Origin of the sequence: Actinopolymorpha sp. B11F2 (assembly GCF_040195635.1) — a bacterium.
GTDB lineage: Bacteria > Actinomycetota > Actinomycetes > Propionibacteriales > Actinopolymorphaceae > Thermasporomyces.
Window position 1 is genome coordinate 65,280 of sequence record NZ_JBEFTX010000008.1, and the last position, 20,097, is coordinate 85,376.

Sequence of the window (20,097 nt, forward strand, 5' to 3'; positions counted from 1 at the left end):
CGGATGTATGGCCCTCTTTGGCTCCACAGTTCTGTTCTCTTTCATGATCACAGGACCTTGGCGGCGCCATCGCATGACCATGAAGTGGATCCGGGTCAGGAAGGGAAACGGGGCTATCGGTCCGCGAATCCTTCATGATCACGATCATGATCACGGGATGTCGCGGTCGGGCATGGTCACGGGATGTGGCGGTCGGGCATGGTCACGAGATGTGGCTGTCGGGCATGGTCACGGGATGTGGCGATCAGGGGAGGAGGGGGAGGAAGACGCGCATAGGGCCGGGCTCGCGGTTCGCCCAGGCGTAGTAGGGGATCGCGGTGAGCTGGACCGGGCGCGTCGCGACGGTCCGGTCCGGGTCGTACGCCCGGTAGAGCGGTCCCTGGTCGGGCTCGACGGCGACGGCCGGCGCGGTCAGGGTCATGACGCCACCCAGCAGGTCGCCTGCGTACGCAGGCGTCCAGGACTCGGCGCCCGTGAGCCGGAGGTCCTCCACCGCCACGCCCTCGTGGTCAGCTTGTTCGACGCAGTAGACGAGCGGCCCTCGGCTGATCGCCACCCTGCCGTGCGCGGAAGCGACCCGCGGGTGCGCGGCGACGAGCCTGGTCGACAGGTCGAACTCGATGCGTACGGTGTCGCCCGGACTCCAGACCCGCCGCACCGCAAGGTATCCCGTCTCCCGGCCGTCCTCGAGCAACGCCGCGTCGACCGGCTCGCCGGCCACGTGAACCGCGGCTGAGCCCGCCCATCCCGGCACCGGCACGAACAAAGTGAACTCGGCGCCCGGGCCGATCTCCCGGCCGGCGTCGTCACCACCGCCATCTCCCGGGGTCACCGTGATGTCAACCCGACCTTGCCAGGGGAGGGCACTGGTGACTTCGAGTCGCACGGGCGTACCGTCCGAGAGCCGCAGATCCACCTCACCACCCAGATAGAGCTGGACCCAGACCCCTTCCTCCGACGTGGTGTACGCATAACCCGGCAGCGACGCGAGCAGGCGAGCGATGTTAGGTGGACAGCACGCACACGCGAACCAGGGCTGCCGGCGATGGCGCCCACTGTCGGCGAGCGGGTTCTGGTAGAAGAACTCCGTTCCGGACAGCGCCAGGCCCGGCAGGACTCCGTTGTACAGCGCGGTCTCGATCGCGTCCCGGTACCTCGCGTCGCCCGTCAGCAGTAGCAACCGCCACGCGAAGAAGATGACCGCGATGGCGGCACAGGTCTCGTTGTAGGCCCGGTCCGGCAGTTCGTACGCCGCACCGAACGCCTCACCGTCCCAGCGTGCGCCCACACCTCCGGTGACGGCCGTCTTGTGTTCCGCGAGGTCCGTCCACCACCGGTCGACGGCCGCCCGAAGCTCCGGGTCTCCGGTCTCGAGCAGGACGTCCGCTGTGGCGGCGTAGAGGTAGAGCGCGCGTACGGCGTGCCCGGTCACGGTGTCCTGCTCGCGCAGGGGAGCGTGGTCGAGGAGGTACTCACCGCTGTCGAGTACGCCGCGGCCGCGGGAGTCGAGCTGCCAGGTCGCGAGGCGGAGCCACTTCGGCTCGCGTGTGGTGCGGTAGAGCTCGACAAGTGCCATCTCCAGGCAGGGATGCCCGCAGGTGCCGGGCACCTCGTCGGGCGTGAACCTCGCGAAGACATGCTCACAGGCGCGGATCGCCACATCCAGCAGGGTGCGTTTGCCGGTGGCGCGGACGTGGGCGACGGCTGCCTGCGTGAGGTGGCCGAGGCAGTACATCTCGTGCTTGACGACGAGGTCCGTCCAGCGTTCGCCCGTCCGGTCGACGGAGAAGTACGTGTTGAGGTATCCGTCGTCGTCCTGGGCGGCGGCGAAGAGCTCGATCAACTCGTCGAGGTCCTTGCCCGGCCCGGGACCGTCGCCTGACTCGCCCCGGGACTCGCCGCTTGGCACGCTTTGCGGCTCGCCGCCCGAATCACCACGTGACGCGTTGCTGGGTTCACCCTCTCGGCCACCCGCGGCCAGGATCCATGCTGCCGCCTCGACCCATTTGTAGACGTCGGAGTCGGAGTAGTACCTGCCGTGGAACGGTCCGCCGGTAAGCCCCGCCGCCCGCCGGAAGTTCTCCAGGGCCCCGGTCGACTCGCACTGCTCCTGTTGCGCGGGAACCGTCTCGGCTCGATTGCGTTCCAGCCGCGGCCCCCAGAAGGCGTCGTCGACCCGGACCGCCCCGACGCCGACCGGCCGCAGCCGGGCGTGCGGGCTCTGGCTCGTGTCGACAACAGCCGTCGTGTCGGCAACAGGCGTCGTGTCGGCAACAGGCGTCGTGTCGGCCACCCCGGTCGTGGCGGCGACAGGCGTCGTGTCGGCCACTCCGGTCGTGGCGGCAACGGGCGTGTGCGGGGTGGCGGTCACCAGGGCTCCCTCGTGGTCGACGAGTTAGGGCGGGCGCCCCCTGGATTCTTGGGTCTACGCATCGGGCACCAGGGGTGCGTCGCCCACCCACACCGGGTCGTCGCCGGTGCCCGCCGGACACGAGGCACGGACGGCGATGGAGCAGGGCAGCCGCCGGATGCCGGGCTCGCGGTCGCCGTCGATCGCCTGCAGGAGGGTGGTGCCGACGATCCGGCCGAGGCGGTAGAGGTTCATGTCGACCGAGGTGAGGGGTGGGCGGGTGGAGGCGGCGAGCAGGGTCCAGTTGTCATAGCCGACCACCGCGATGTCGTCGGGAACACGGACGCCGAGCAGGGTGAGCCCGTCGGCGACGCCCCGCGCGATCTGGTCGTTGCCGCAGAGGATCCCGTCGACGTCGGGCCGGGTCTCGAGCAACGCTCGGGCGGCGTGGTAGCCCGCCTCTTCGCCGAACGGCCCGTGCACGACGTGGGAGTCGGGCAGCTCCAATCCCTTCTCGGTGAGGGCTCGGCGGGCACCGGCGATCCGTTGCCGGACTGCCGCGTACGACGGTGGACCCGTGAGGTGCGCGATCTGCGTACATCCCTGGCGGAGCAGTTGCCGCGCCGCGAGCCAGCCCCCGTGCTCGTCGTCGACCGTGATGCTGGTGGCGCGTTCGTCGTCGGCCGTGGTGTAGGCGTAGACGACGGGAAACGGCAGGTCCCGGCCGACCCGCGGTGCCGGGTCGGTGGCGCGGCCGGTGACGATGAGCCCGTCGACCCGCCGAGCGGTGAGGGCGTCGATGTAGTGCCGTTCGCGGACAGCGTCGCGTCGGGCGTCGCACAGGAGCAGGCTGCAGGTGTCGGCCGACAGGGCGTCCTCGACACCGCCCAGCATGGCCGGCGTGAAGCGTCCGTACCCGTCGCGGGTGAGGAGCCCGACCGTGAAAGTCCGGCCGCTCGTGAGCGAGCTGGCGTTGCGGTTGGCCCGGAAGCCCAGCTCCCTCGCACTCTGGACGATCCGCTCGCGGGTCTCCGGGCGCATCCGGCCCTTGCCGTTGAGGCCCTTCGAGGCGGTGGCCACCGATACGCCTGCGACGCGGGCGACGTCGCGGATCGTTGCGGCCACAGGTCCTCCGGGAAGCCAGATGGGAAAACGGTTTGTCAGTCAACCGGTCTCCGAGGGTCACCGGTGATCTGTGTGCAACGCAAGCAAAACATCGGGATATCTCGAGTATCGAGACGAAGCGCTTCGCAAGCAAGGATGCGCCTTGAGAAACAGTTTTCCCATCTGTTGAACCGTTGACCGGGTGCTGCCTGCTGTTCTACCTTCGCGGCACCATCCCGTGGCAGGAGTGCGCAGATGAGTCACGCCAGCAGTCACCCGGCCTCCCATGGCAGGTCGATCCATAGCCCTCGGTCCGTTCAGAGTCGCCGGTCGTTCCTGCAGTGGGGAGTCGCCGCTGCCGCCGCGACCGCGGCAGCCCCGGTTATCGCCGCCTGCGGTGGATCAGACGGTGAGACCGGTGCGAACGGCCAGATCACCCTCAAGGTGATGGGCTTCGAGGTCAACCCCGAGGAGAAGGGAAGCCCGCTCGACAAGGCGTACAAGAAGTTCCTCGCCGACTTCCAGGCCGAGCACAAGAACATCACGATCGACTCGATCGCCACCCCGCCCGAGTTCGACACCAAGATCATCGTCGATCTCGCCTCCGGCACCGCTCCAGACCTGTGGTCGCAGGACGCGTCCAGCCTGGCACCACTCATCGACCGCAAACTGCTGCTCGACATGCGCAGGTGCACCGAGAAGCTTCCGTCGCTCGACACCAAGCGGTTCTTCCCCGCTGTCCTCGACATCCACGAGCAGAAGGACGGTGCGATCTACGGCCTGCCCAACGACTTCACGCCGATGGTCGTGTATTACAACACCGATCTCATCGGCAAGGCGGGCTTGACAGCTCCCGCGGCCGGATGGACGTGGGACGACCAACTGGAGCTCGCCAAGCAGCTCACCAAGGACGGCAGGGGCCGGACGGCGGCCGACGCCGGCTTCGATGCCGCCGACATCACGCAGTGGGGATACCGCGCCGGCCAGTACGCCTACCAGTGGGTCTACCGCACCTGGCAGAACGGCGGCGACGTTCTCGCGCCCGACCGGTCCACCGCGACCGGTTACCTCGACTCGGCGGCCACTCTCGAAGCCCTGCAGTGGTACGCCGACCTGGTGCTGAAGCACAAGGTCTCGCCCAAGCCGTCGGTCCTCGACTCGATCACCGAGAAGTCCAGCTTCGAGGCCGAGTTCATGGCGGGACGTTTCGCGATGTTCGACAGCGGCCACTGGTCGCTCGTCGGGCTCACGGCGGCGGAGGGTTACAAGCCCGAACTGCTCGGCGTCGCGCCCCAGCCGGCCAGCAAGACCGACGCGACCGTGCTGTATGAGTCCAGCTTCGTGATCCGCCACGACCTGCCGGAGGAGAAGATCGAGGCCGCGGCCCGGTTCGTCGAGGCCGCGACCGGCCGGTCGTACCAGGACACCAAGGCCATCACCGGGATCGCGATCGCCGGGAATCAGGAGGCGGCGGAGGCGTCGCTCGCCAACGCCGACTCGCAGTTCGCGGGGCTCGACCCGGTGTTCGTCGAGGCCACCGCCAAGGGCCGGCCGCCGTCGGGATCGCAACTGGCGAAGTACCCCACCATTGAGGGCCTCCTCGACGAGATGATGGACCGCATCCTCGCCGGCGGCGCCGTCGAGACGGAGGCGAAGAAGACCGTCAAGCTCATCGACCAGGAGCTGGACGCCCAGTGACGGTCGCCGACGCCGGAGAGGATACGAGGAGGGAGAGGCAGCCGCGCGGCAGGGTTCCAGGACATCAACTCTGGAGGCGGTTCTGGAGCCGGCACAACGAACGCGCGGGCTACCTGTTCATCCTCCCGGCGTCGGCGCACCTCGCATTGTTCCTGCTGATCCCGATCGGTTTCAGCCTCTACCTTTCGTTCCACGAGTGGAGCACACCGGGTTTCCTCGGCGCTCCGTTCGTCGGGCTGGAGAACTATCGCGACCTGCTCCAGGACGAGCCGTTCTGGCGGGCGATGCGCAACACCGCGACCTACACCGTGCTCTCGGTGCCGCTCGGGATGGCGGTGAGCCTCGCGATGGCGGTCACCGTCAACCGTCGGCTGCCCGGAATCAACGTCTTCCGGGCGATCTTCTTCCTTCCGGTGATCACGTCGTGGGTGGCCGTCTCGGTCGTGTGGATCACCCTGCTCTCCCCGAACGCCGGTGTCGTCAACTACGTGTTCAGCCTGGTCGGCCTGCCACCGCAAGCCTGGCTTGACAACCCACGGTGGGCGATGTTCGCGATCGTCGTCATCACCATCTGGAAGGGCGCAGGATTCCAGATGGTGATCTGGCTTGCCGGCCTGCAGTCGATCCCGACCGAGCTGCTCGAGGCGGCCGCCATCGACGGCGCCAACAGGTGGCGGACCTTCTGGCACGTCACCTTGCCGCTGCTCTTCCCGACGACGTTCTTTCTCGCGGTGACCGGCGTGATCGGCGGCTTCCAGGTCTTCACTCCGATGTACGTCATCACCGAGGGCGGCCCGCTCGGCGCCACCGACGTGGCCGTCTACCACATCTACAAGCGCGCGTTCCAGGAGTTCTCGATGGGCTACGCGTCCGCGCAGGCGTGGGTGCTCTTCGCGGTGATCTTCGTCGCCACCCTGCTGCAGCTGTGGTACGTACGCCGCCGCGGAGAGACGAGCCTGGCATGAGGGAACGGAGCAAGAGGGAACGGAGCCTGAGGCAACGGAGCAGGAGAGGACGCATCGTGACAGGTGAGCAGCGTGGGCTGGCGCGGCTGTGGGACGCGCTCATGCCGCTGCGTACGGTCTTCTTCTACGCCATGCTCGTCTTCATCGCCGCCGGCATGCTCGTACCGTTCCTGTGGATGGTGTCGACGTCGCTTCGGCCACCGGGCACGGCGTTCTCCTATCCACCGCAGATCCTGCCGACGACCTTCGACCTGCGGAACTACCAGCAGCTCTTCACCCTCGTGCCGTTCGGGCGCTACTTCCTCAACACGGTGCTCGTGACAGTGCTCACGGTCGTGGGGCAGGTGGCGTTCTGCGCGACCGCTGCCTATGCGTTCGCGCGGCTTTCGTTCATCGGCCGCAAGGCGTTCTTCGTGCTCTTCCTCGCCACCATGATGATCCCGTTCCAGGTGACGATGATCCCGCTGTTCCTGCTGGTCTTCCAGCTCGGCTGGGTCAACACCTACACCGGCCTGATCGCGCCGGGCATCTCCAGTGCGTTCGGGATCTTCCTGCTCCGGCAGGCGTTCCTCACCATCCCGCGCGACTACCAGGATGCGGCGCGGATCGACGGCGCGAACGAGTGGACGGTGTTCTTCCGGATCTTCCTGCCCCTGACGAAGCCGGCGCTCGCGACCGTCTCGGTGTTCGCGTTCATGGGCACGTGGAACGACCTGCTCTGGCCGCTGCTCGTGTCCCGTGACGAGGAGCACCGAACGCTGGAGCTGGGCCTTGCCTACTTCAACGCCTCGTCGTCGGCGTTCCAGCAGCCGAACTGGCCGCTCATGATGGCGGCGTCGGTGGTGGTGCTGCTTCCGGTGCTGGTCGTCTACCTGTTCGCCCAGCGGTACTTCGTCGCCGGCATCGCACTGAGCGGGGTGAAGGGCTGAGCCATGTCCACATCGGATCCTGGGCGAAGGACTGTGCCCGTCGACGACTACACGCCCCACGGATACCTCGACCTGCCGGGCCACACCAGACGCCTGACGCCCAAGGGGGTGCTGCGTACGCACGGCGTGGGTTTCCGCTGGCACTTCCCGGCGCTCGCGACGTCGTACGGCGGGCGGCGGGAGACCTATCGTGCGGGCTTCCGGCTGGTTCTCGACGACGCGGCAGTTGTGCCGGACTTCGACGACCTCCGCGCGCCGTACCACTCCAAGAACGTCGTCCGCTTCGTGGCGACCAGCGGGAACGCCCGGATGGAGGCGGAGTTCTTCGCACTCGGCGATGACGTCCTCTGCGCACAGGTGCGCGCGGCACCGCGGCGACAGCTCTCTGTCCAGGTCGGCTACACCCGGCTGATCGCCGCCGACCACGGGTGGGGCGAGTCGGGGCTCGTCGCGCGGCGCGTCGGTGACCGCCTCGTCCTGCAAGGCTTCGAGGACGGCGAGGCGTTCGTCCTGGAGGTCGTCGGTGCGGCCGGCGAGTTCGCGGTGACCACGGGGGACGTGGCCACCGGCGCGGTGCAAGGCGACGTCGACGGTGCGAGTGCGGACCGGGTGACGGCCGTCGGCGCAGCGGGGGAGCAGGTCAGCGTCTCCGGTGTGGTCACGATCCGGTCCGCGACGCCGGTCGCCTGCACCGTCCTGCTCGCGCGCGGACGTACGGAGGGCGAGGCAGTGGCGCGCCTGTCGCGGGCCCGGCGTACCCAGGGCAGTTGTCTGGCGGCCCTGCTGGCCGACGACGAGGAGTTCTGGTCGCACGCACCCACGCTGGACGGCGACTGGCCGGACCACTGGCGGCGCGGGCTGGTCTATGACCTCGAGACCCTACGAATGATGGTGAAGCAGCCCGCCGGCATCTACCGGCACTCATGGGATGCGATGCAGCTCCAGGCACCGCGGGTCGTCCTCGCCGAGGCGGCGATCGACGCGTTGCTCCTCGGCTACGCCGATCCCGAACTCGCCCAGGAGTTGCTCTTCGGCACGTTCGCCGACGCACCACTGCCCAACGTGCCGTGCTCACGCGAGGACGGCACGTACAACATGGTCTCGGCGGACGGCTCCGTCTGCGGCACCGGTCCGCAGTGGGGATATCCGTGGCTGGTCGTCCGCCAACTCGCAGCCCTGCGGCCCGACCGCGACTGGCTCGCGCGGCTCTATCCGTACCTCGTCCGCTATCTCGACTGGTGGCTCGCCCATCGCCGCGACGCCGACGGATGGCTGGTCCACGCGTGCAGCTGGGAGTCGGGTCAGGACCTCTCGCCACGCTTCGGCGAGCAGCCGCTTGGTGGCGGCCACCCCACCTGGTCGACCCGTCCGGTCGACCTGCAGGCGGCGTTCGCGGACGCGGCCCGGGCGATGGCGGAGTTCGCGGTCGAGTTGGGCTACGGCCAGGACGTCGCCCGCTGGAGCGCCCTCGCCGAGGACTACGGCCAGCGCACGGAGCAGTTGTGGAACGGCGGCCGGTACGCGGACTGGCGCACCGACACGGGTGCGGACCAGCCGGGATTCACCGGCGTCGACGACGTGATGCTCCTGGCGCCGGTCGCGCTCGGGTTGGCAGCGGCGGAGCGCAGGGAGGCCCTGCGGCCGGCGATCCGGGCATGTGACGCCGACTCCGTCGTGTGGCCGATGTTCGCGTGGACCACCGTGGACGCCGCACTGGCGGCGGGCGAGGACGACACGGCGGCACGGATCGCGGGAGCTGTCGTCGACCGGGCGTACGGCTTCTGGGATGCCCGCGACCACCACGAAGGTGTCGGAGGCAAGCCCGGGCGCACCCTGCCTGGAATCGCGTGTGAGTACTGGCCGCTGTCCGGCCGCTGCGGTGGCGAAGGGTACGGCTGGGGTGCGTTCACGACCCACCTGCTCCTGGGCGTCCTGGTCGGTATGCGCCCGACGTCGGAGGGGCTGTACGTACGGCCGAACCTGCCGATCGGCATGCGTACGCCCGGGCGCCGTTATGCCGTCAACCTCACGTTGTGTGGTGTGCGGCTGGTGCTCACCTTGCGACCCGACGAGGACGGTGGCGGCGTCACTGTCGATGTTGCGGACCGGAGCGCGACGGTGCGTTGGGGTGAGGAGGCCTTCTGGCGTTGGGAGGAGCTCGGGTGCGCAAGGCCGTCCTGACAGGACCCTGGGAGGTGGCCGGCCGACCAGTAGAGGTCCCCGGATGCTGGGAGGACACGGGGATCGCCAAGGACGCGCCCGGACCGTTCGACTACCGGACGACGTTCGACGTAGGAGAGTTGCGCGCCACCGATCGGGTCTGGCTGCGCTTCGGAGCGGTGAGCTACGCGTGCGAGGTCTTCGTCGACGGGCAGGAGGTCGGGCGACACATCGGCATGTGGGACGCGTTCGACGTGGAGGTCACCTCGGCGGTCGACGCCGGCAGCACCCACGAACTGATGGTCCGGGTCGAGAAACCTGCCAGCCTCACGGCGGGGCCTGACTCGCCGGCGGTTCCCGGTCGCTATCCGACAAGGGAGACCCTCGCCGGCTTCCTGCCCTACGTCTGGGGACACGTCCACGGCGGCATCTGGCAGGACGTCGAGGTGGTCGTCACCGGGCCTGTCGTGTTCGGCGACGTCACCGCATGGGGGACTCCGGCGGGCGAGGTCACCATCGCAGCTGAGGTGTCCGGAGCGTCCACCGTCAAGGTGACGTTGACAGATCCAACGGGTGGTGCCGTCTCCGAGGTCGTACGCCGGGTCGAGCACGACGCCGTGTTCAGTATCGGCGTGGACGATCCACAGCCCTGGTCACCGGACGATCCGCGGCTCTACACGGTGCACATCTCCGCCCACACCGACGACGGGAGCACCAGCGACGGTGACGACAGCAGCGACGGTGACGACAGCAGCGACGGCGTCGGCAGTAGGAGCGGCGACGGGAGCAGCAGCGACGACGGTGGCCGCGGCCGGTCCGACGAGCGAACGCTTCGGGTCGGCCTGCGCGAGCTGACCACCCACGGCAGCGAGCTCCGCCTCAACGGCGACCCGCTCTATCCGCGGATGCTGCTGTCCTGGGGCTGGTATCCCGACCTGCTCCATGCCGCGCCGTCGCGCGACCGGGCTCGTGCCGACCTCGAACGCCTACGAGAGCTGGGATTCAACGGCGTCAAACTGTGCCTGTGGTTCCCACCGACGTACTACTTCGACATCGCTGACGAGCTCGGCCTGCTGGTCTGGGTCGAGCTACCCATGTGGCTGCCCCATCCGACCGAACACTTTCGAACGCAGTTGCCCGCCGAAACCGACCGGCTGGTCCGGACGGCGCGCAACCATCCGTCGGTCATCCTCTACACGCTGGGCTGCGAGCTGAGTGCCGTCATCGGAGACGATGTTCTTGCGCCGCTCTACGCCCATGTGAAGGGGCTCGTGCGCGACGCCCTGGTCCGCGACAACAGCGGGTCGGGGGAGGCGTACGGCGGACTGCTCACCGAGTACGCCGACTTCTACGACCACCATCTCTACTGCGAACTCCAGCACTTCCGCGAGACACTCGAGCACTTCGCACCAGGATGGCGCGATGCCAAGCCGTGGCTCTTCGGCGAGTTCTGCGACCTCGACACGTTCCGCGACCTTCGCCGCCTGGGCGCCGCAGCCGCCGACCGCCCCTGGTGGACACACGGCGACCCCGCGGTCAATCCGCAGGGCGCCCGCTGGCAGTACGACGTCCAGGCACACGGGGAACGCCTGCGGGCCAACGGCTTCTGGGACCGCGGAGCGGAGCTGGAAGCGATCTCGCGACAACAGGCCCTGCTCCACCGCAAGGTCACGTTGGAGGCCGCCCGGATCCGGCACGACACGTCGGGCTACGTCATCACCGGCGAGCGCGACACCCCGATCAGCACGGCAGGGCTCTGGGACGATCTCGGCGAGCTGAAGGTCGATCCCGCGGAGTTCCGGGCGTTCAACTCCGACCTGGTGGTGTGTCTTGGCTGGGACCGGCGCCGGACGTGGCGGGCGGGTGGCGACCGGCCGGCGTACGGCGATCCCTGGTGCCACGAGGCCGGTGCCGTCGTACGCCCGCATCTCGTCCTTGCCCACCACGGAAGGGACTCCGCGCCCGTATGGGCGGAGTGGACGGTCGCGCTCGACGGCAGTGATCCTTTCACCTCCGGCTCCCATGGGCCGGGGGAGCGGCTGAGGCCGGGAACAGTGCGAGAGGTGTGCGTCGCGGCGTTCGAGGTTCCGGACGTACGCACACCACGGCAGGCGACGCTGCGGGTGCGTGCCTGGGTGGGCGGTGAGCTGACCTCGAACACCTGGCGGTTCTGGTTCTTTCCGCACTCGCCGTGGGCAGAGGTCGGCCCGGTGATCCTGGACGACCCTGGCGGGCGACTTGCGGACCTTCGCACCCTCGCGCCCACGGTTACCGACAGCCCCACCACTCGTGCTGTCACGGTCGCGACGCGGTGGACACCGGACCTCGCCCAGGCGGTCGAGGACGGCGCGCACGTGATCCTGCTGGCCGACGAGGCGAGCGACAGCCCACTGCCCCTCGTCCCGATGCCGTTCTGGCGTGAGGCGGTGAAGGTGATCGAACCGCACGAGGCGTGGGGCGACTTCCCTCATGAGGAATGGACCGACCTGCAGTTCGCCGGATGTGCGCCCGACCTCGCGATCGACACGAGCGACACGAGTGGTGTCGCCGGCCCGATGCGCCCGCTGCTCCGCAGGATCGATGCCCGGACGGCGCACCTGCACGACTACGCGACCGAGATCGCGTGGGGCAAGGGCCGGCTGATCGTGTCCACATTGCGGTTCGAGGGATCGCGCGGTGACCAGCCTCGTGGGCTGGCCCGCAACACCGCCGCGTCGTACCTCCTGTCCCGCTTTGTCAGTTCCCTCCAGATCCGCTGACCGGGACCGGGCGCCGAGCCGCCCAGGCACGGAGAGTAGGGGGGCTGGTGCGGCATTCGCCCGGCGGGCCGGGCTACTCGCCTGCTACTCGCCTGCTACTCGCCTGGTTGGCCCGGTTACCCGCCTGGTTGGCCAGGCTGTTGGGGCGTTTCGGGGCGTCGATGCCTTGCCCGGGTGCCACTCGCCCAGCTGACGTGGTTACTCACCTGGCTGACCTGGCCCGCGCCCCTCACGGGCAAGCCGCTCACGGGCGAGCCGCCCACCGTCGGTGCAAGACGCGCACGCGTGACGGAAAACCTGGTGGGTCGGCTTGGCGGCATTGCTTATCCTTGCCACCGTATGCATACTTCCTCGCCGCCCACGCTCACGACGCTGCGGAGCCGGCTCCCTGACCTGATGCTTCGCGACCAGCATCGCCTGCGGCGCCGGCTCGACGGCGTACGCAAGCTCCGGTCCGACGGTGCACGTCAGTCGGCCGAGGCCGCGATCGTCGCCGATGTCGGCAGGGCGGAGCGGCGCCTCGCCGGCCGGCAGGCTGGCGTCCCGGCGGTCACCTATCCGGCCGCGCTACCGGTCAGCCAGAAGAAGGACGACATCCTGGCCGCGATCCGCGACCACCAGGTGGTGATCGTCGCCGGTGAGACCGGCTCGGGCAAGACCACTCAGCTGCCGAAGATCTGTCTCGAACTCGGTCGCGGCGTACGCGGCATGATCGGTCACACGCAGCCCCGCCGGATCGCCGCGCGCACCGTAGCCGAACGCATCGCCGCAGAGCTCGACACCCCACTCGGAGGAGCCGTCGGGTGGAAGGTCCGGTTCACCGACAAGGTGGGCGACGACACGCTCGTCAAGGTGATGACCGACGGCATCCTGCTGGCGGAGATCCAGCACGACCGGCTGCTGCGCGACTACGACACCCTCATCATCGACGAGGCGCACGAGCGCAGCCTGAACATCGACTTCATCCTGGGCTACGTCAAGCAGCTCCTGCCGCGCCGGCCTGACCTGAAGGTGATCATCACCTCGGCCACCATCGATCCGGAACGTTTCGCCCAGCATTTCCAGCTGGAGACCGCCGAGCGTGCATCCGCCGCGGAGGTGCCGATCGTCGAGGTCTCCGGGCGTACCTATCCGGTCGAGGTGCGCTATCGCCCTGTCGTCGACGACGCCGACGACCGCGATCGCGACCAGATCCAGGCGATCTGCGACGCGGTCGACGAACTCCTCGCCGAAGGCCCCGGCGACATCCTGGTCTTCCTCTCCGGCGAACGCGAGATCCGCGACACCGCCGACGCACTGAGCAAGCAGAATCTCCGTCACACCGAGATCCTCCCGTTGTACGCACGACTGTCCTCGGCCGACCAGCACCGGGTCTTCCAGTCCCACGGCGGCCGCCGGATCGTGCTGGCGACCAATGTCGCCGAGACCTCGCTCACCGTGCCGGGCATCAAATATGTCATCGACCCCGGCACCGCCCGCATCTCCCGCTACAGCCACCGGTTGAAGGTGCAGCGGCTGCCGATCGAACCCATCTCGCAGGCGTCGGCCAACCAGCGCAAGGGTCGCTGCGGGCGAACCTCGGACGGGATCTGCATCCGGCTCTATTCCGAGGAGGACTTCGAGTCCCGCCCGGAGTTCACCGAACCCGAGATCGTACGCACGAACCTCGCCTCGGTCATCCTCGCGATGGCGGCGGCGGGGCTGGGCGACATCGCGGCGTTCCCGTTCATCGACCCGCCGGACCACCGCAACATCAGGGCCGGCATCCAGCTGCTGGAGGAACTCGGGGCGCTCGACCCGAAGGCCAAGGGCCCGAAGCTCACCCCGCTCGGGCGTACGCTGTCCCAGCTCCCGCTCGATCCCCGGTTCGCGCGGATGGTCGTGGCAGCACAGGACAACGGGTGCGTCCGCGAGGTGATGGTCATCGCGGCGGCCCTGTCCATCCAGGACCCGCGCGAACGCCCCACCGACAAGGAGCAGCAGGCGGCGGAGAAGCACGCCCGGTTCGTCGCGGAGGACTCGGACTTCCTCGCCTACCTCAACCTGTGGAAGTACCTGCGGGAGAAGCAGGACGAGCTGTCGTCGAACCAGTTCCGCAAGCTGTGCAAGGCCGAGTTCCTCAACTTCCTCCGCGTCCGCGAGTGGCAGGACATCGAGAGCCAGCTCCGGCAGGTGACCCGGGGTACGGACATCATCCTCAACTCGACGCCGGGCGAGCCGCAGAAGATCCACCTGTCGTTGCTGGCGGGCCTGTTGTCACAGATCGGTGTGAAGGACGGCGAGCAGCAGGACGCCGGGAAGAAGGGCGCGTCGCGGGGCTCGCGTCCACCGCGACGCCGGATCTCGCATGAGTACCTCGGCGCGCGGGGCGCGAGGTTCGCGGTCTTTCCGGGATCGTCGCTGTTCAAGAAGTCGCCGTCGTGGGTCATGGCGGCCGAGCTCGTCGAGACGTCGCGGCTGTGGGCCAGGGTCGTCGCGAAGATCGAGCCTGAATGGGCCGAGGCGCAGGCACAGCACCTGGTCATGCGCAGCTACAGCGAGCCGCACTGGTCCAAGAAGCAGAGCGCCGTCCTCGCGTACGAACGCGTGACACTGTACGGCGTACCCCTCGCGGTGAACCGTCGCGTCAACTACGGCCGGATCGATCCCGTGGTCTCCCGCGAGATCTTCATTCGACAGGCCCTGGTCGAGGGCCAATGGGAGACCCGGCACGCGTTCTTCCACGAGAACCGCGCGCTGCTGGACGAGGTGGAGGACCTCGAGAACCGGGCGCGCCGGCGCGACATCGTGGTCGACGACGAGACACTGTTCGCGTTCTACGACGAACGCCTCCCTGCCGACGTCGTGTCCGGCGCGCATTTCGACAGCTGGTGGAAGAAGGTACGCAGGGACACGCCGGACCTGCTCACCTTCTCTACGTCCATGCTCGTCACCGATGCCGCCGAGGCGGTCCGCGAGTCCGACTACCCGGACTTCTGGCACCGCGACGGCCTTCGGCTCAAACTGACCTACCAGTTCGAGCCCGGCAGCGCCGCCGATGGCGTCACCGTCCACATCCCGCTGCCGGTTCTCAACCAGGTCAACGCGACGTCGTTCAGCTGGCAGGTTCCCGGGCTTCGCGAGGAGCTCGTCACGTCGTTGATCCGCGCCCTCCCGAAGCAGCTGCGGCGGATCTTCGTGCCCGCTCCCGACTTCGCGAAGGCGGCTCTGCAGCGCCTCACGCCGTACCAGGGTGCGCTGCAGGACGCGCTGGGGCGGGAGCTTCGCGCGATGTCCGGCACCATCGTGCCACGCGACGCGTGGCAGCCGGATCGCGTTCCAGAGCACCTCAAGATGACCTTCGCCGTCGACGACGGCAAGGGGCGCACGCTGGCGGAGGGCAAGGACCTCGACGCCCTGCGCCGGCAGCTCAGGGACGAGATGACGACGACGCTGGCAAAGGCCGCCGGCGGCCTCGAGCGCGACGGCCTGCGCGACTGGGACTTCGACCAGCTCCCGCGCGGCATCGCCCAACGCCGGCAGGGCTACGAGGTCAAGGCCTATCCCGCGCTCGCTGACGAGGGGACCAGCGTCGCCATCCGGTTGTACGAAAGTGAGTCCGCGCAACGTCGCGCGATGGTGGCGGGCACCCGCAGGTTGCTCCTGCTGAAGCTCCCAGCCCCCATCAAACCGGTGCTCGCCCGGTTGAGCATCGCGCAGAAGCTGGCTCTCGGGCACAGCCCGCACGGCGACGCCGGTGCGTTGTTCGACGACTGCCTGGGCTGCGCGGTCGACGCCCTGGTTTCCGCCGCGGGCGGTCCCCCCTGGGACGCCGAGGGTTTCGCCAAGCTGGTCGACACAGTGCGCGCCGACCTGCAGGACACGGTGACCGACATCATCGTCAGGGTGGCCGAGATCCTGCGCGTCGCGCACGAGCTGAATGCCCGCCTCGACACCATGACGAACCCGGCCCTGGCCACGGCGGTCGCGGACGTGCGGTCACAGCTCGAAGGACTCGTCTTCGCCGGCTTCGTCACCGCACACGGCAGGGATCGGTTGCCTGACGTCCTCCGCTACCTGCGGGGCATCGAACGCCGCCTCGACAAGGTCCCCACCGAGACCCAACGGGACCTCGAGCACACGCAGGTGGTCGCCCGGCTTCAGCAGTCCTACGACCAATTCGTCGGAGGTCTGAACGCCGACGACCCCGACTCTCGCATCGAAGGGGTCGAGCAGGTCCGCTGGATGCTCGAGGAACTCCGGGTGAGCTTCTTCGCCCAGCAGCTCGGGACATCCGCTCCGATCTCGGAGAAGCGGATCCGCAAGGTCCTCGACCGGCTCGAGTCCTGACCCTGACCTGGCCGCAGAACTTGCCCGGGCCGTCAAGAAAACAAGGGCATCAAGGTGCCACGGCGATTGACGCCGCACCGCCCGCCGTCGAAGGTGAGTCCCGACCTGCGGGGGTTGGCGATCGGTCGATGTCCATGCGTACGCGACAGGTTTGTCGTACGTATCAGTTCATGCGTTGACCGCACTCTCCCTAGGAGACACGATGGCGCGACGGCGACTGATGGGGATACTCGCGGGCTTGACGATGGTCCTGGCGACGGCGGTCGTGGTCGGCGTACCGGCGACGACCGCACACGCCGATGGTTGCTACACCTGGAACCGCACTCTCCAGCAGGGCATGAGTGGAAGCGACGTCACCCAGTTGCAGATCCGGGTGGCCGGTTGGCCGGGATTCCAGAACCAGATCGCGCTCGACGGCGCCTACGGTCCGCAGACCGCGGCGGCGGTACAGCGTTTCCAGGCCGCCTACGGTCTTGCCGCGGACGGAGTCGCCGGCCCGGCGACCTTCGCGAAGATCTACGAACTGCAGGACAACGACTGCACGCCGATCCACTTCTCCTACGCCGAGCTCAACCAATGCAACAGCACCTGGGCCGGTGGCCGGGTCTCGGCAGCCACCGCTCGTGCCAACGCACTACGCACGATGTGGAAGCTCGAGGCGCTGCGGCGCGCCCTGGGTGACAACCCGCTGATCGTCACGTCAGGTTTCCGCAGCGAGGCCTGCAACAGCGCGGTGGGTGGTGCGTCGAACAGCCGGCACCTCTACGGCGACGCGGCCGACCTCGTCTCCGGCTCCGCCTCCCTGTGCCGGATCGTGCAACAGGCGAGGTCGCACGGGTTCGGCGGCCTGTTCGGGCCCGGCTACCCCGGTCACAACGACCACATCCACGCTGACGGCCGGTCCGGTTTCGTGTGGGACGCGCCCACCTGCGGAGTCTGATCGCGGCGCCGCGTTCCACCCGTCCTCGATCGACAACCCTCACCGATCCCGCTGGCTGTTGGCCACGATGGCGGCGGCCGGCGGGATCAACGCTGCGACGGCGGACAGGATGAACACCGCAGTCACCGAGAACCGGCTCACCACCAGCCAGGCCACCAGGAACAGGCCGATGCAGAGGCCCATCAGGGCAAGGTAAAGGCGCCGCCGCTGCCCGCGCGGCCCCTGCCCCTGCCCCTGCCCCTGCCCCTGCCGCTGCCCCTGCCGCTGTTCGTTCACCTGGGCAAGGCTCGCACCGTCAGGCGGGCACGTCCGGGCGCAGGTAGCGCGAGAACCATTCGCTCGCGAGCTGGGCCACGCGTTCCAACGCACCGGGTTCCTCGAACAGGTGCGTGGCTCCGGCGACAACGGCGATGTCGTGGGGCGCCGACAGCCTCCTGGCCGCCTGCTGGTTGAGGCCCAGTACCTGCCGGTCCTCGCTGCCGACGATGAGGAGGGTGGGCGCCCGTACCCGGTCCAGCGCGACACCAGCGAGGTCAGGTCGACCACCCCGGGACACGATCGCGCCCACGTCGTCTGGCCGTTCCGCCGCGGCCACCAGCGCGCTGGCGGCGCCTGTGCTCGCACCGAAGATCCCGATCGGCAGGCTACGCGTCTCTTCCCACCGGCGTAGCTGGTCAACGGCAGCGGTGACTCGTTTGCCGAGCAGGCCGATGTCGAAGCGCAGCTCGGCGGTCTGGCGGTCGCGCACCTCCTCGTCCGGCGTCAACAGGTCGAGGAGGACCGTCGCGAAGCCCGCATCGGACAGGGTGCGAGCGACTGCCCGGTTGCGCGGACTGTGTCGTGAACTTCCCGACCCGTGGGCGAACAGGACGAGCGCCTCGGCACTGGTGGGCAGGACCAGGTCTCCGCGCAGCTCGACGTCCGCGGGCGCGGTACCAGCAGGGACGGTGACCGGAACGCTCATCGGCGCCTGCACAGCCTCTCGACGCCTCGGTGTCGCCGACGCACCAGATGACCCACCTTGGACTTCCTACCGCAGGGCGGCCCGCGCAAACCAACGCCGACCATGGGGCATACAGATTCGGGCGAACGAGCGGTCGTGGCGGACCTTTCGGTGGCGCAGACCTGTGGACGTGGCGGGCCGGCGCACCGCGGGCCGGCCTACTGCGGGCCGGCCTACTGCGGACCGGCGTGACGCGCGCGAAACCTGGCCGGCGTACGATCGGCTCGTTCGAGCTGGGGCGCTTGGCAGATCCACCCGATCCGACCCGGTCGCGGGCGTAGGAAAGAGCAGGTTCGCAATGCGGATGGCACGATGATCCAGATCCGTGGCGATGAGCAGTCCGGTTACTTCGCGATGGTCGACTGCGACGAGTGTGCGGCGTGCATCGTGTTCAGGCCCCGTGACCACGGGTTGTGGGTGGGCTCGGCGCGCCAGGTACGCGTCTACCTGACCGACCACGTGGGCTGGGTCTTCGACGGCAGCTCAGGCGGGTTCTTCTGTCCCGCCCACTTCGCCTGACCCGATCGGGCCCAGCACGTCGGAGGACGTCGGCGATCCCGGTTCCCCATGCCGATGACGGACTGCCTGGCGGTGTCGCGCACCACCGCCTGGCAGTGTCCGGGACAGGTCATGACCGGTGTACCCGGAGCGGGCCGGCCGACCGGTACGTTCGTAGGAATCGATTTCCGGAGGTACGAACGTGAACGCAGGCGACGGCATGACCGGCGGTCCGAACAGCGGTCGGGGAGGTGGCCAGGGGGGTGGTCGGGGCGGCGGTCCGACGAGCGGGCTGGTCGGTGGGCTCGGGGACCTGGCCCGCGTGTCCGACGCGGTGACCCGCTCGATCAGCGCCGAGAACCCGACCGGTGAGAAGGGCCACGGCGGTGCGGCCACCGAGGGGACCGGCGCCAACGCGGCGCGTGACCTCGGCCGCGGCTGGAAGGTCTCGCCATCGATCCGGATCGAGGCCGGCGACACAGCGACTCTGGCAGGCATCGAAGGGTCCGGAGCGATCCAGCACATCTGGCTGACGACCCACGTGTCGAACTGGCGCCGGCTGCTCCTGCGGTTCTACTGGGATGACGACCCGCGCCCCGCCGTCGAGGTACCAGTGGGCGACTTCTTCGGCCAGGGATGGGGAGCGTTCGCCCAGCTGAGCTCCCTGCCCGTCGCGGTCAACCCCAACGGCGGGTTCAACTGCTACTGGCCGATGCCGTTCGCGCGGTCGGCGCGGATCACCCTGGAGAATCTCGCCGACGACCCGGTCATTGTCTATTACCAGGTCGACTACACCCTCGCCGCGCAGGGCGACGACCTGGCGTACTTCCACTCCCAGTGGCGGCGCAGCAACCCGCTGCCGTCGGCGGAGGTCCACACGATCGTGGATGGCGTCGAGGGCACCGGCCACTACGTCGGCACCTACCTCGCGTGGGGCGTCAACAGCACCGGCTGGTGGGGCGAGGGTGAGCTGAAGTTCTACCTCGACGGGGACGACGAGTTCCCGACCATCTGCGGTACCGGGACCGAGGACTACTTCGGCGGCGCCTGGAACTTCGACGTCCCGGGTCAGGGATACACCGCGTTCTCGACGCCGTTCCTCGGACTGCACCAGATCATCGCGCCGGACGGGCTGTACCGGAGTCAGCAGCGGTTCGGCATGTACCGCTGGCACATCTTCGACCCGATCCGCTTCGCCGCCGATCTGCGCGTCACCGTGCAGGCGCTGGGGTGGCGGGCGGGCGGGCGGTACCTGCCGCTGCAGGACGACATCGCCTCGACCGCGTTCTGGTACGGCCGCGAGACGTCGTACGCCGCCCCAGCGACCCCCGACCTCGACACCCTGGAGATCTGCTGAGCACC

Annotated in this window: 13 protein-coding genes; 9 read left to right on the forward strand and 4 right to left on the reverse strand. The window is 68.8% G+C overall.

Annotated features, from left to right (window positions below):
* Positions 1–244 precede the first annotated feature (244 nt).
* Entirely contained in the window at positions 245–2,371 is a 2,127-nt protein-coding gene (locus ABN034_RS16245; protein WP_349691852.1) for a glycoside hydrolase family 127 protein, read from the reverse strand.
* Positions 2,372–2,425: 54 nt separating this feature from the next.
* The gene (locus tag ABN034_RS16250) at positions 2,426–3,475 is read right to left on the reverse strand and encodes a LacI family DNA-binding transcriptional regulator (protein WP_349691853.1); all 1,050 of its coding nucleotides are present in this window, start codon (positions 3,473–3,475) and stop codon (positions 2,426–2,428) included.
* 234 nt (positions 3,476–3,709) lie between these two features.
* Here ABN034_RS16250 and ABN034_RS16255 point away from each other — a divergent pair, with 234 nt between their 5' ends.
* The 7 genes from ABN034_RS16255 to ABN034_RS16285 all read left to right on the forward strand — a co-directional run bounded on the left by ABN034_RS16255 (position 3,710) and on the right by ABN034_RS16285 (position 17,234).
* Positions 3,710–5,152, forward strand: coding sequence for an ABC transporter substrate-binding protein (locus ABN034_RS16255; protein WP_349691854.1), 1,443 nt, complete (start codon positions 3,710–3,712; stop codon positions 5,150–5,152).
* Complete coding sequence (locus tag ABN034_RS16260) at positions 5,149–6,117, forward strand: carbohydrate ABC transporter permease (RefSeq protein ID WP_349691855.1); 969 nt, start codon at positions 5,149–5,151, stop codon at positions 6,115–6,117. Before ABN034_RS16255 ends, ABN034_RS16260 begins: the two co-directional genes overlap by 4 nt.
* A gap of 56 nt (positions 6,118–6,173) precedes the next feature.
* A complete protein-coding gene (locus ABN034_RS16265; RefSeq protein ID WP_349329077.1) occupies positions 6,174–7,046 on the forward strand; it encodes a carbohydrate ABC transporter permease in 873 nt (290 codons plus the stop codon).
* A gap of 3 nt (positions 7,047–7,049) precedes the next feature.
* Entirely contained in the window at positions 7,050–9,227 is a 2,178-nt protein-coding gene (locus ABN034_RS16270) for an MGH1-like glycoside hydrolase domain-containing protein (RefSeq protein ID WP_349691856.1), read from the forward strand.
* A complete protein-coding gene (locus ABN034_RS16275) occupies positions 9,209–11,965 on the forward strand; it encodes a glycosyl hydrolase 2 galactose-binding domain-containing protein (protein WP_349691857.1) in 2,757 nt (918 codons plus the stop codon). Before ABN034_RS16270 ends, ABN034_RS16275 begins: the two co-directional genes overlap by 19 nt.
* A gap of 339 nt (positions 11,966–12,304) precedes the next feature.
* Positions 12,305–16,294 (forward strand): ATP-dependent RNA helicase HrpA, encoded by a 3,990-nt coding sequence (gene hrpA / locus ABN034_RS16280; RefSeq protein ID WP_349691858.1) that lies wholly within the window; start codon positions 12,305–12,307, stop codon positions 16,292–16,294.
* A gap of 202 nt (positions 16,295–16,496) precedes the next feature.
* Complete coding sequence (locus ABN034_RS16285) at positions 16,497–17,234, forward strand: D-Ala-D-Ala carboxypeptidase family metallohydrolase (protein WP_349691859.1); 738 nt, start codon at positions 16,497–16,499, stop codon at positions 17,232–17,234.
* A gap of 39 nt (positions 17,235–17,273) precedes the next feature.
* Here the strand turns inward: ABN034_RS16285 and ABN034_RS16290 are convergent, their stop codons facing one another.
* Both ABN034_RS16290 and ABN034_RS16295 read right to left on the reverse strand, forming a co-directional pair.
* A complete protein-coding gene (locus ABN034_RS16290; protein ID WP_349691860.1) occupies positions 17,274–17,510 on the reverse strand; it encodes a DUF3099 domain-containing protein in 237 nt (78 codons plus the stop codon).
* A gap of 19 nt (positions 17,511–17,529) precedes the next feature.
* Positions 17,530–18,198 carry a dienelactone hydrolase family protein gene (locus ABN034_RS16295; RefSeq protein ID WP_349691861.1) on the reverse strand — a complete coding sequence of 223 codons (669 nt, stop codon included), beginning with the start codon at positions 18,196–18,198 and terminating at the stop codon, positions 17,530–17,532.
* 351 nt (positions 18,199–18,549) lie between these two features.
* Between ABN034_RS16295 and ABN034_RS16300 the strand changes: the two genes are divergently transcribed.
* Entirely contained in the window at positions 18,550–18,756 is a 207-nt protein-coding gene (locus ABN034_RS16300; protein WP_349329084.1) for a hypothetical protein, read from the forward strand.
* A gap of 181 nt (positions 18,757–18,937) precedes the next feature.
* Positions 18,938–20,092 carry a glycoside hydrolase family 172 protein gene (locus tag ABN034_RS16305; RefSeq protein ID WP_349691862.1) on the forward strand — a complete coding sequence of 385 codons (1,155 nt, stop codon included), beginning with the start codon at positions 18,938–18,940 and terminating at the stop codon, positions 20,090–20,092.
* The last annotated feature ends 5 nt before the right edge of the window (positions 20,093–20,097 follow it).

What these genes read in the sequence shown, in the direction of transcription:
- ABN034_RS16255 (WP_349691854.1), top strand. Translation starts at nt 3,710, where the DNA reads ATGAGTCACGCCAGCAGTCACCCGGCCTCCCATGGCAGGTCGATCCAT.
- ABN034_RS16270 (WP_349691856.1), top strand. Translation starts at nt 7,050, where the DNA reads ATGTCCACATCGGATCCTGGGCGAAGGACTGTGCCCGTCGACGACTAC.
- hrpA (WP_349691858.1), top strand. Translation starts at nt 12,305, where the DNA reads ATGCATACTTCCTCGCCGCCCACGCTCACGACGCTGCGGAGCCGGCTC.
- ABN034_RS16285 (WP_349691859.1), top strand. Translation starts at nt 16,497, where the DNA reads ATGGCGCGACGGCGACTGATGGGGATACTCGCGGGCTTGACGATGGTC.
- ABN034_RS16295 (WP_349691861.1), bottom strand. Translation starts at nt 18,198, where the DNA reads ATGAGCGTTCCGGTCACCGTCCCTGCTGGTACCGCGCCCGCGGACGTC.
- ABN034_RS16300 (WP_349329084.1), top strand. Translation starts at nt 18,550, where the DNA reads ATGATCCAGATCCGTGGCGATGAGCAGTCCGGTTACTTCGCGATGGTC.